This is a genomic window from Bradyrhizobium sp. Leo170 (assembly GCF_004296405.1).
Classification (GTDB): domain Bacteria; phylum Pseudomonadota; class Alphaproteobacteria; order Rhizobiales; family Xanthobacteraceae; genus Bradyrhizobium.
This window is the reverse complement of the sequence record NZ_PSRR01000024.1, coordinates 33,976-45,229: the sequence shown is the minus strand read 5'-3', so window position 1 is coordinate 45,229 and position 11,254 is coordinate 33,976. Positions and strand designations below refer to the sequence as shown.

The 11,254-nt window shown below is 64.1% G+C and carries 12 protein-coding genes; 2 read left to right on the top strand and 10 right to left on the bottom strand.

Annotated features, from left to right (window positions below; genetic code table 11):
• The 7 genes from CWO89_RS07185 to CWO89_RS07155 form a co-directional block, all read right to left on the bottom strand.
• On the bottom strand, nucleotides 1–534 hold a 534-nt coding region (locus CWO89_RS07185), incomplete at its 3' end, for a metal ABC transporter permease (RefSeq protein WP_130577932.1).
• 4 nt (nucleotides 535–538) lie between these two features.
• Nucleotides 539–1,291, bottom strand: a complete 753-nt coding sequence (locus CWO89_RS07180) for a metal ABC transporter ATP-binding protein (RefSeq protein ID WP_130577931.1) — start codon at nucleotides 1,289–1,291, stop codon at nucleotides 539–541.
• A 3-nt stretch (nucleotides 1,292–1,294) separates the two neighbouring features.
• A complete protein-coding gene (locus CWO89_RS07175) occupies nucleotides 1,295–1,498 on the bottom strand; it encodes a hypothetical protein (protein ID WP_130577930.1) in 204 nt (67 codons plus the stop codon).
• Nucleotides 1,499–1,547: 49 nt separating this feature from the next.
• Entirely contained in the window at nucleotides 1,548–2,048 is a 501-nt protein-coding gene (locus CWO89_RS07170; RefSeq protein ID WP_130577929.1) for a hypothetical protein, read from the bottom strand.
• Nucleotides 2,045–2,647, bottom strand: coding sequence for a permease (locus tag CWO89_RS07165; protein ID WP_130577928.1), 603 nt, complete (start codon nucleotides 2,645–2,647; stop codon nucleotides 2,045–2,047). The genes CWO89_RS07170 and CWO89_RS07165 overlap by 4 nt, the downstream gene beginning before the upstream one ends.
• A gap of 272 nt (nucleotides 2,648–2,919) precedes the next feature.
• The gene (gene crcB, locus CWO89_RS07160; RefSeq protein ID WP_130577927.1) at nucleotides 2,920–3,306 is read right to left on the bottom strand and encodes a fluoride efflux transporter CrcB; all 387 of its coding nucleotides are present in this window, start codon (nucleotides 3,304–3,306) and stop codon (nucleotides 2,920–2,922) included.
• A gap of 245 nt (nucleotides 3,307–3,551) precedes the next feature.
• Entirely contained in the window at nucleotides 3,552–4,148 is a 597-nt protein-coding gene (locus tag CWO89_RS07155; RefSeq protein ID WP_130577926.1) for a superoxide dismutase, read from the bottom strand.
• A gap of 274 nt (nucleotides 4,149–4,422) precedes the next feature.
• On the opposite strand from CWO89_RS07155, the gene CWO89_RS07150 reads away from it, so the two are divergent.
• Nucleotides 4,423–4,950 carry a GNAT family N-acetyltransferase gene (locus CWO89_RS07150; RefSeq protein ID WP_130577925.1) on the top strand — a complete coding sequence of 176 codons (528 nt, stop codon included), beginning with the start codon at nucleotides 4,423–4,425 and terminating at the stop codon, nucleotides 4,948–4,950.
• Nucleotides 4,951–5,141: 191 nt separating this feature from the next.
• Nucleotides 5,142–5,582 (top strand): DUF2147 domain-containing protein, encoded by a 441-nt coding sequence (locus CWO89_RS07145; RefSeq protein WP_130577924.1) that lies wholly within the window; start codon nucleotides 5,142–5,144, stop codon nucleotides 5,580–5,582.
• A gap of 4 nt (nucleotides 5,583–5,586) precedes the next feature.
• On the opposite strand, the gene CWO89_RS07140 is transcribed toward CWO89_RS07145, so the two are convergent.
• From CWO89_RS07140 to CWO89_RS07130, 3 genes are all read right to left on the bottom strand, one after another.
• A complete protein-coding gene (locus CWO89_RS07140; protein WP_130577923.1) occupies nucleotides 5,587–6,741 on the bottom strand; it encodes a DUF3095 domain-containing protein in 1,155 nt (384 codons plus the stop codon).
• A gap of 171 nt (nucleotides 6,742–6,912) precedes the next feature.
• Nucleotides 6,913–8,778, bottom strand: a complete 1,866-nt coding sequence (htpG, locus tag CWO89_RS07135; RefSeq protein WP_130577922.1) for a molecular chaperone HtpG — start codon at nucleotides 8,776–8,778, stop codon at nucleotides 6,913–6,915.
• 93 nt (nucleotides 8,779–8,871) lie between these two features.
• Entirely contained in the window at nucleotides 8,872–11,142 is a 2,271-nt protein-coding gene (locus CWO89_RS07130; protein WP_130577921.1) for a spermidine synthase, read from the bottom strand.
• Between the last annotated feature and the right edge of the window lie 112 nt (nucleotides 11,143–11,254).

The following is an 11,254-nucleotide window of genomic DNA, read 5'->3' as shown; positions in this document are numbered from 1 at the left end:
GGCGCGGCTGACGGTGCGCAGGAACAGCGGATCGACGCATTCGATCACCAGCGGCCGATAGATCACCGCGAGCACCAGCAGCGTGATGGTGGCGTTGAAGGTGATCACCAGAAGCGTCTGGTTGTCCATCGCGAGAATGTCGCCGAACAGCACGTGCAGCAGGTCGATATTGGTGCCCTTGATCGAAACAATGGTGACGCCGAGCGCCAGCGAGACCAGATAGAAGGTGGCGAGCGAGGCGTCCTCCTTCAGCTCGGTGTTGCGGGCAACGAGGCCGGCCAGCAGTGCCACCGCAAATCCCGCGACCAGACCGCCAACCGTCATCGCGAACAGGTTGAGCCCGGAGAGCAGGAAGCCGATCGCCGCGCCCGGCAGGATCGCATGCGCCATGGCGTCGCCGACCAGGCTCATCCGCCGCAGCATCAGGAATACGCCGATCGGTGCGGCACCGAGCGACAGCGCGACCACAGCGGCGAGCGCGCGGCGCATGAACTCGAACTCGGTGAAGGGCGCGATCAGCGCGTCGGTGAGCATGGCATCAGGCGGCGCGCGAAGTGTCCACGACGCAGGCGGCGGCACGGTCGTCGAAGGCTTCGCACATCCGCATCGCCACCGTGAGGTTGTCCGGCGTCAGCACCTCGGTGGTCGGCCCCCACGCCACCGGCCCGCGCGCGAGCAGCAGCGTTTCCGGGAAATTGGCGCGCACCATGTCGAGGTCGTGCAGCGCCGCCAGCACCGTGCGCCCCTCGCCGTGCCAGCGCTTGACCAGCGCCAGCAGGTCGGCGGTGGTCTTGGCGTCGATGGCGTTGAAGGGCTCGTCGAGCACGATCAATCGCGCATTCTGTAGCAGCACCCGCGCGAACAGCATGCGCTGCATCTGGCCGCCGGAGAGCGTACCGATCGGCCGGTTCTCGAAGCCGTTGAGGCCGACCGCGGCGATCGAAGCAAGGATCTTCTCGCGCGCGTCCTTGCCGATGCCGCCGAACATGCCGATGCCGCGCCACAGGCCGGTGCCGACGAAATCGAACACCGAGATCGGGAAGCTGCGGTCGATCTCGGCCGACTGCGGCAGGTAGGCGATATCCCTGTGGTCGAGGCCGCCGAGATAGATCGAACCGGAGAGCGGCTTCAGGATGCCGGCGATGCCGCGCAAGAGCGTCGACTTGCCGGCGCCGTTCGGGCCGATCATTGCGAGCAGCGCGCCGGAGGCCACCTCGCCGTTCAAATGATGCACCGCCGGATGGCGGTCATAGCCAAGCGTGACGTTGCGGAATTGCAGTTGTGCCGCCATCGCTCACCTCATCGCCAGCAGCACGAAGGCCCACAGGCCGGCACAGACCGCGAGCGCTGCCGCAAGGCGCGCTGCGACGGTCATGCGCAGGATCGACCAGGTCGCGGCCTGCGCCGGATGCGGCGTTGCCGGACCATGGCTGTGGGCGACATGGTCGTGAGCATGTCCATGGACGTGGTCGTGGGTATGGGGCTGTGCGTGTGCCATTTAGCGGAACGTTACATTATAACATTACGCGAGTCCACCTGCTGGAAGTTCACGGTTTGCCGATCGCCATCGCGATGGCGGCGGCCAGGAACGGAAACGGCACCGAGACGGCGGCGCGGAACCAGACGAAGCGGGCCGGCATGAACGGGATTTCCCACAGGATCACCCTTTGGAAAGCGAACAACGCCCAGGCGACGACATAGGCGATCACCTGGGGTGGACCGCCGCCGGCCTTCAGCGCCACCGCGCCGATGGAAAAACCGACCACCGGCCCGCCCGGGGTCGCCGCGCCCGCGATAACGGCGGTCAGCACGCCGAGCCAGCCACTGTCCGGCCCGAGCCAGCCGGTGATGATCTCTTGCGGGATCACCGCGGCGATATAGCCTGACCCGACCACGCCGATCGCGATCCGCGGCATGATGTTGGCAAATTCGAGCGAACCTTCGCGCAACGACGACACCAGCACCGTGCGTCCGCGGCGCCAGGCGATGAAGCCGACGCCGGCGACCGAGCCCCACAGCAGGATGTCGATCAGGAGCGCCGCGCTCATTCCGGCGCGCCGTTCGGATAGACGCGGGCATAGACGAAGCGGCCGAAGGCGCCGGCGAGCACCGGCAGCGGCAGCGAGATCACGATCCGCCACAGCGTGAACTCGGTGCCCATGATCGGCAATTCCCAGGCCACCGCGCGGCCATAGCCGATCAGGGTCCAGCTCACCACCAGCGCGATCGTCGCGCCGAAATCGGCGCCGACGGTGAGCAGCGCCGCCGCCACCGGATAGGCGGTGAAGGGACCGCCCGGCAGGATCGCGCCGAAGGCGGTGCCGATCAGAAGGCCTTTCAATCCCGACTTCGGTCCGAGCGAGCGCGAGACTTTTTCGTGCGGCAGAATTTCCGCGATGAACGCGCCGAGCAGGCAGCCCGCGAGCACGCGCGGCAGGATGCCGCCGAACAGCGAGAGGTCGTGGGTGAGGATCTCGATCACGCCATCGGCGCCGTCACGCCGATAGACCAGCGCCGCACAGACCAGAACCAGCACTAGGATTGAGATCATCGACCAGCCGATCGGCTTGCGCACACGGCCGGGCGGCGACTCGGCCTCCGCGGCGTCATCGGCCGGCGGCGGATCCTTTAGCGGTGCATCTGACAAGGCAATGGGGCCAAGGCGGGGTGAGAATTTCCATCCTGCTTAGTCCCGTCACAAAGGCGACGCAAACGGAAGCTGGCCATGCATCCATGCGCGCGCGGGCTATGGCCATGCATCGATGCGGCGCTCCCTCCATTCGTCATTCCGGGGCGATGCGACAGCATCGAGCCCGGAATCCATTTCACCGCCTGCGTATGCGGCCCGATGGATTCTCTGATGTGCAATTGCACATCATAGTTCGCGCCAAGAGGCGCGTCCCGGAATGACGGAGCGGTTCATGTGAGGTGGCGGACGATGGCCAGTCCGGCGAACAGGCCGGCGATCGATAGCGCGACCGAGCCGAGCACGTAGAACGCTGCGAGCGCGAGTTCGCCGCGTTCGTAGAGCAGCGCGGCGTCGAGCGAGAAGGCGGAGAAGGTGGTGTAGCCGCCGAGGATGCCGGTCATCAGGAACAGCCGCCACGGCTGCGACGCCTCGCCCTTGAAGGCGAGATAACCCGCAATCAGGCCCATCACGGTCGAACCGGTGATGTTGATGATGAAGGTGCCGTAGGGAAAATCTGTGCCGAGGCTGCGGCCGCAGGCGAGATTGATGAAATGACGCAGCATCGCACCCAGGCCGCCGCCGAAGAAGACCAGAAAATAGCTTGCTGCCGTTCCCACCACTGCCCCGCAGGTGTGCCGTCGAGAGGGATTGCACCCTCCCCTGAAAGGGGTCGAGCGAAGCTCGCTCTAGGGTGACGCGAATGAAATGAGCGGCGGGGCGGGGTCAGGTCTCTCCGCTGAGACGATGCCCGAGTGGAAAGAGTTGACCCCTCCCCGGTTCGCATTACGCTTCGGCTACATACGAACCGACCCTCCCTTTCAGGGGAGGGTCGAGACGTCGTGCATGATTGACTATTAGAAGATCACACCTTGCCGAACAGCTCGTCGACGTAGTCCCAGTTCACGAGGTTGTCGACGAACGCCTTCAGATAGTCGGGACGGCGGTTGCGGTAGTCGATGTAGTAGGAGTGCTCCCAGACGTCGACGCCCAGGATCGGCACCGCGCCATGGACCAGCGGGTTCTCGCCGTTCGGCGTCTTGGAGATCTCGAGCTTGCCACCCTTGGCCTGCAGCCAGGCCCAGCCGGAGCCGAACTGGCCGACACCGGCGGCGGCGAAATCGGCCTTGAACTTCTCGAAGCCGCCGAGGTCCTCGTTGATCTTCTTCTCGAGACGGCCCGGCAGCTTGCTGCCGCCGCCATTCGGCTTCATCCACTTCCAGAAGTGAATGTGGTTGTAGTGCTGGCCGGCATTGTTGAAGACGGCCGCGTTCTTGTTGTACGAGCCCTTCACGATCTCCTCGAGGGACTTGCCCTCGAATTCGGTCCCTTTGATCGCGTTGTTGCCGTTGGTCACGTAAGCCTGATGATGCTTGTCGTGATGGTACTCCAGCGTTTCCTTCGACATGTAGGGCGCCAGGGCGTCGTGGGCGTAGGGGAGGTCGGGTAGCGTGAAAGTCATGGTGTGATGTCCAACATGAGGGGAGACGACACTAACGGAGACCTCTTATAGAAGGTTCCATCACAGTTAAACACCGCATTTTCGGCGCAGGCATGCAGGCCCTGCAGGCGATCTGCAAAACGTCAGCGCAACGAACCAACTCCAAAATATTGTTGGGAATGAAATGCTTAAGATCAACTCCGAGCGGCGGGGCGCGGGCCCAGGTGCGTTTTCCCGTTTGTGCGAGTAAGATCGCGCCAATGGAATGCAAGGACCCACTCAAGGACCCACTCAAGTGAGCATCGAGATCGAAATCCTCAACGGCGATGCTTCCTGGAAGACGGTCGAGCCGCTGTTTCGGGCGGTCTGGCCGCCCGACGCGATCGCGAAATTGCCGTGGGGCCATATCAAGTGGGCTAGTGCCGACCTGCGCGTCTTGATCGACGCGCCTGAGGGCGGCGTCGGTTGCCACGTCGGCATCTATTTCCGCACCATCATCTGGAACGGGCACCAGATCCATATCGCCGGCATCGGCGGGGTTGCCACCCGCGAGGACTGCCGGCGCCGCGGCTATGCCTCGATCGCGCTCAACGCCGCGGTCGAGACCGTGCGCGCCAATGAGGCGGCGCGCTTCATGCTGTTGTTCTGCGAGCCGCACAATTTCGCGTTCTACCAGGCGCGTGGCTGGAGGCCCTTCACCGGCGAGCTCTATTGCGAGCAGCCGGGCGGACGCGTCCGCTTTGAGGCGATGACGCCGTTCGTATTCGACATCAAGCGCGCGCCTGATACGGGGACCATCGACCTGTGCGGCCTGCCGTGGTGACCCCTGAATGAGATGCGCTTAGCCTGCACCGTCCGTAAGATGCCGGACATCATCTTCACGCAATCTTCAGGGCGACCACGCAGTGACGCAAGCGCATCACTGGGGCAAATGATCGCGCGCCGACGCGCGGAAGTGAGATTGCACAAAGCCGATTTGTTGCTATGCAGGCGTGCTTTGTTGGGGAACGAATCATGGCTTGCAGATCAGCTCTCATCGCAGCGATGCTGGCGGTATTACTGGGCGCACCGACGGCGCGCGCGCAAAGCGCGGCCGATCCATCCGGCACCTGGCAGACGCAGGCGGGCGACGCCCGCGTCAAGGTCAGCAAATGCGGCGGCGGGATTTGCGGCGTGATCGTCTCCCTGCGCGAGCCGATCGACCCCGCGACCGGCAGGCCGCAGGTCGACAACAAGAACCCGAATCCGGCGCTCACGACCCGTCCGATCATCGGGCTGCCGCTGTTCTCGGGCATGCGGCCGGCCGGCGGCAAGTGGACCGGCCAGATCTACAACGCCGACGACGGCGGCACCTATGCGAGCAGCATTTCGCTCGCCGGCCCCGATACGCTACGGGTCGAGGGCTGCGTCGGCGCACTCTGCGGCGGCGAAAGCTGGACGCGGGTCGGGCGCTAAATCTTCAGATCTGCATCGCCTTCATGGCTGACGCGGCGGAGGCGTAGCCGCCGCGGGCGCCGTCGATGAAATGCACGTGGTCGCTGCGCATCGCCGACGGGGTGAAGCAGGTCATCATCGCGGCATCCTGCCGGTGCAGGCCATAATTCACGACGCCGTTGGCCGAGGCCTGCGCGAGACGTCCGGCGAGCGCCTGCGCCAGTTCCTCGCTGCAGTCGAGGATCATCCGCAAGCCGTCGTCATATTTGCGGAAGTCGGAATTCTCGACCACCTGCCGCACATAGTCCTTCGGCACGAATTTGCCGACCGAAATGCCGAAGCGCATGATGGTGTAGACCCATAGCGTGACGGCGAGCACCAGGACGCGCCGCGCAAACAGCGGACCGCCGCGCCTGGTGCGCGCCTCGAAGTCGAGGCCCTGCGGCGGCCAGCGCAACGCGGGCCCGCCCGACGGCACCGGGCGGCCAGCATCCGGACTCTGCTCGGCGAGAGCGATGACCTCCTCGATCACCTTGCGGAAGGCATGCGGATCGCCGCCCTTCGCCGGCATCACCAGCACGGACAGGATCACGCCGCGCGCGGAAGGGATCTCCTCGAAGCGGCAGGAGAGTCCGCTGAGATCGGGCTGCGTGCCCGGCGACGCCGGCGCGACGGCAAATTCACCCCGCTTCATCGCACCTTCCGCGAAGCCAAGCCCGCCGCCGGAGAACATCGCGTAGGAAAGATTGGTCGATGGCCCGAAGCGCGCGACGCGCACGTCAAGGCCTTGCGCACGGATTGCTTCGATCGGCACCAGCGCCACGCGCATGATGAGGTCGAGATCGTCCTTCACCCAGGTCGTGGTCGCTGCCAGCGCTCCGCGCGCGGCGTCGAGATCGGCGGGCGCGACAGCAAAGCTCGCGCCGTCGCCGCCGAAGACGAAGGGGAATTCGCGGCCACCAAGTGCATTGGTAACGCCGGCGATGACAGCCGCGCCCGCCATGTTGACCGCCTTGTAGCGCTTTGCGGCGATCGCCCTGGTCGATTCCACGATGTCGGCGACGCCGATGCTCCAATCGTCGGGCAAAGGCGAATACAGCGACGGCTCCATCAGGCGCGCAAAGCCGCGGAACACCGGAATGCCGCCGTAGAAGATCTCGCTGCCGCCTGCCGTCGCCATGGACCGCTCCGCTTTCGGCGTCTGTCTAGCAGATACGGGCGGTCTTGGGATCGGTTGCGCGTAGCCCCGATGCAGACCCGTAGCCCGGATGCAGCGCAGCGTAATCCGGGACGGCGGGTGCGTCTGTCTCCCCGGATTACGCTTCGCTTCATCCGGGCTACGGACCGAGTGCTAGGCCCTTGCCAATCCGCGCAGCACGAGCTGGTTGAGACGGCCGGCAAAGGCGGCCGGGTCCTCCGGCAGCTCGCCTTCGAGGATCTGGGCCTGCTCGAGCAGAAGCAGCGACAAATCCCTCGCCGCATCCTTTTCGCGCGCGATCGCGGCGACCAAAGGATGGCGCAGATTGACTTCGAGGATCGGCTTGGTCACCGAACCGCGGTTTTGTTGCGCGAGGAGGCGCTCCAGCATGCGGTCGCGGCCGCCGCCGACGAGGCACGAAGCGCTCGAGGTCAACCTCTGCGAGGCGCGGACGTCGGCGACGCGCTCGCCGAGCGCTTCCTTGATCGCGGCGATCGTCGTGGCTTCATCCGCGGCCGGCTCGTCCTTTTTCTCGTCGGTCTTGTCATCCACAGGCGGGATCAGGCTGAAATCGACGTCGCCCTGGCTCAGCGACTTCAGCGGCTTGCCGCCGAAATCGATCGGCGCCGAAGTCCAGAACGCATCCACGGGATCGGTGAGCAAGAGCACCTCGACGCCGCGTGCTTGCGCGGCCTCCAACTTCGGGTTCGACTTCAACCGCTCGATGCTTTCGCCGGTGAGATAATAGATGTCGGTCTGGTTCGGCCTGAGAGCCTCGACATATTGCTTGAGCGAGCGGTTCTCGCCCGCAGTGGTCGTGAAGCGCGACAGGCCCAGCAGCTTCTCGCGCCGCTCGTAATCTTCCCACAGGCCCTCCTTGAGGACCGGGCCGAACGCATCCCAGATCTTGGCGAACGCGTCCGGCTCCTTATCCGCCAATCGCTCGAGTTCGCCGATGACGCGGCCGGTTACGGCATTGCGGATTTGCGTGAGCTGCGGGTTGTTCTGCAGCATCTCGCGCGAGATGTTGAGCGGAAGATCCTCGCTGTCGATCACGCCGCGGATGAAGCGCAGATACGCGGGCAGAAGATCGGCATCGTCGGCGATGAAGACGCGGCGGACATAGAGCTTCACCCTGCCCTTGCGCGCCGGCTCGAACAGGTCGAACGGTTTTGTCGACGGCGCAAACAGCAGCACGGCATAGGACTGCCGGCCCTCGGCGCGATAATGCAGCGTCATCGCGGGCTCGTCGAAGGCGCCGGCGATCGATTTATAGGCTTCGCTGTAATCCTCCGCCGAGAGTTCCGATTTCGACCGCTGCCACAGCGCGCTCGCGGAATTGATCTGGCTTGGCTCCCCCTCCTCCGGCACCAGCTCGATCGGGAACTGGATGTTATCCGAATAGGCGCGGACGATGCGCTCGATCTCATAGGTCTCGAGATATTTCGCGGCGTCCTTCTTCAAATGCAGCACGATCTCGGTGCCGCGGGTGACGCGCTTGGCATCCTCCTCACTGGCGGGCGCGATCTCGAAGCCGCTGCCGCCCGACGAGGTCCAAGTCCAGGCCTGGTCGCTTCCGGCGCGGCGGCTGATCACGACAATCCTGTCGGCAACCATGAAGGCGGCATAGAAGCCGACGCCGAACTGACCGATCAGGTTGGTGCCGTCCCTGGCCTCAGCAAGCCGCGCGAGAAACGACTTGGTACCGGAGCGCGCGATGGTGCCGAGATTGTCGATCAGCTCCTGCCGGTCCATGCCGATGCCGCTGTCGATCACAGACAACGTATCGGCCTTCTTGTCCGGCCTGATCCAGATCTTCGGCGGCGCGCCGTCGGCGATCAGGTCCGGCGCGGCAATCGCCTCATAACGCAGCTTGTCGCAGGCATCGGAAGCGTTCGAGATCAATTCGCGCAGGAAGATATCGGTCTCCGAATAGACCGAGTGCACCATCAGGTGCAGGAGCTCGGCAACCTCGGCCTGGAACGGCTGGGATTCAGGGGTGGTATCGCTATTCGTCATACGTTCGCCCGATCAAGGATAAGGGAAAACGTCGATATAGCGTGATGATTTAACGGATCAAGTCTTGCCGCTTCCTCTCGACCACCGAACGGATCAGCTGCCGAACTTCTTCCGTAGCATCGCGCCAATTATATTGGAATAATCGTCCGTCCAGAGCGCACTCGAGGGGTCCGGCTCCAAATGGGTCCAGCCTTCGGAGATACGGCCGAGATCCGTCGGCTGGCGAGCCAGCACCACCAGGCGCACCTTGGCTTTCAGCGTCGTCGCGAAATCATCGGCGCTGGTATCCTGCTTAAAATAGGCTTCGAGCCCCTGTGACTGCGCGATGTTGGCAAGTTCAGGCGCAAGGTCGAGATGCCGGTTGGTGATATGGACGATAATCACGCCATGCGGCGTGAGCTTGGAGAGATAGGCGGAGAAAGCCTCGCGCGTCAGAAGATGGGCAGGAATGGCATCCGAGGAGAAGGCGTCCAGCACGATCAGGTCGTAGCGGTCGGGCGAGGCTGCAAGCGTCAGACGAGCATCACCAAGCACGATCTCGGCATCAGGCGCGCAGCGCGACAAGAATTCGAAGCGGGCCGGATCACGCGCGATGCGAATAACTTCCGGATCGATCTCGAAGAAAGTCCATCGTTCTTTTTGTTTCTGGTGGCAGGCAAGGGTGCCGGTGCCAAGACCAACGACGGCAACCCGGTCGAATCCGCCGCGGGCGGCACGCGCCGACTCTATGGCTTCGGCATACGGCCCACCTGGATTATAGTACATTTGCGGGACTGGTTTTCCCTGGACCGGTGTTCCATCCTCATTGCGCAGGCGCTGCGCGCCGTGAATGGTGCTGCCGTGAGAGAGCAGCCGGAACTTGCCGTCGTTTATCTCCACCACCTTATGCACGCCGAAAAAGCTGCGCGCGGTTTCAACCGGCACAAATCCTGGCCGCCAGAATGCGGTCAACATGAAACCGAGCACGGCAAGACCGAAGAACCTCATCGGCCTGTGTCGTTGGAACAGCATGACGACCGCCAGCAGGTTCAGCCCTATTTGGATCGGCAGATCGAGCGCGGCCGGACGTTGGGAGCTCACGAAGTACCAGATCATCCCCAGCGCCGCGCTCGCGAGCAACCATGGCAACGCTTCGACCAAGGCCTTGCGCAGCCCGCCGGCAAAAGCGCCGGGAATGGCGAGCAGCGCCAGCAGGGTCAGGATCGGATATTCTGTATTACCGGAGAAAATGTGCGGCGCGAACAGGCCAGCGAAGGCACCGCCGATGACACCGCCGAACGACGTACAAAGGAAGAATTCCGTCAGCCGCTGGGCATGGGGCCGGCGCGCATAGAGCTCGCCGTGACACAGCAACGTCAGCAGCGTGAACGCAACTAGGTTGAGCACAATCGCAACCGCCCAAAAGGCGCTGCTGTTGCCGATCAGGTTGACCGCGAGCGGTATCACTGCGAACGGCACCAGCCGCACCACCGTTGAATGCGCGATCCACGGCCGCTCGCGGAACACCGCAACAAAGGTGAGTAGGTACAGCGCGAGCGGAATCACCCAGAGGAACGGTGCGGCCGCGACATCGGTCGTCAGATGCGCCGTCACGGCGATCACCAGCCCGGACGGAATCGCCGCCAGCACGATCCAGCGCGCACGGTCGGCAACGGTCACTCCGGCAACATCACCCGGATGAACAACAGAGGCCGCGACGGGCGCACCGCGCCCGGCCGACCGCGCTACCGCGGCCATAAGCAGCGCAAGAAGCGCAAACCCAACCGACCAGGCGGCCGTTTGCATCTTCAGCGTCAACATCGGCTCCAGCAGCGCGGGATAGGCCAGCAGCGCCGCGAACGAGCCGAGATTGGAGGCCGCATAGAGCACGTAGGGATTGCCGGCCTGCCGATGCCCGCTCGCGGCGAACCAGCTTTGCAGCAGCGGCGCGCTCGCCGACAATGTGAAGAATGGCAAACCGATCGAGGCAGCGAACAGCCCGAACAGCCAGAACGCGATGCCGGTGGCCGGAGGCGCGCCCCAGCCGGACGCGATCGCGATCGGCAGCGTGAGTGCCGTGACGGCGATGAGCGCAAGATGGGCCAAGGCGGCCCGACGCGGCGGCAAGGCGCGGCCGAGCAGATGCGCGTAGGCATAGCCTGCGAGGAGGACGGTCTGAAAGAACACCATCGCGACCGACCACACCGCGGGTGCGCCGCCGAGTTTCGGCAGTACCATCTTGGCGAACATCGGTTGGATCGAGAACAACAGTAGCGCCGAAACAAACAGCGTTGTCGCGTAAAGCGCCGGCGCAACGTGCGTCTCGGCCACATCGCGCCCGAGCGCCTGCAACGTTCGTTCCGGAGGATTTTCCAACAGCGACACTGACGCCCCCACAATTTACGCGTGCACACTAAGGAGAAGCGCACTCAGATCATGATCCGATCAGGCTGGTCGGACCATGATCTTATCTCTTTGTCTAAGCATGATCTTTTCG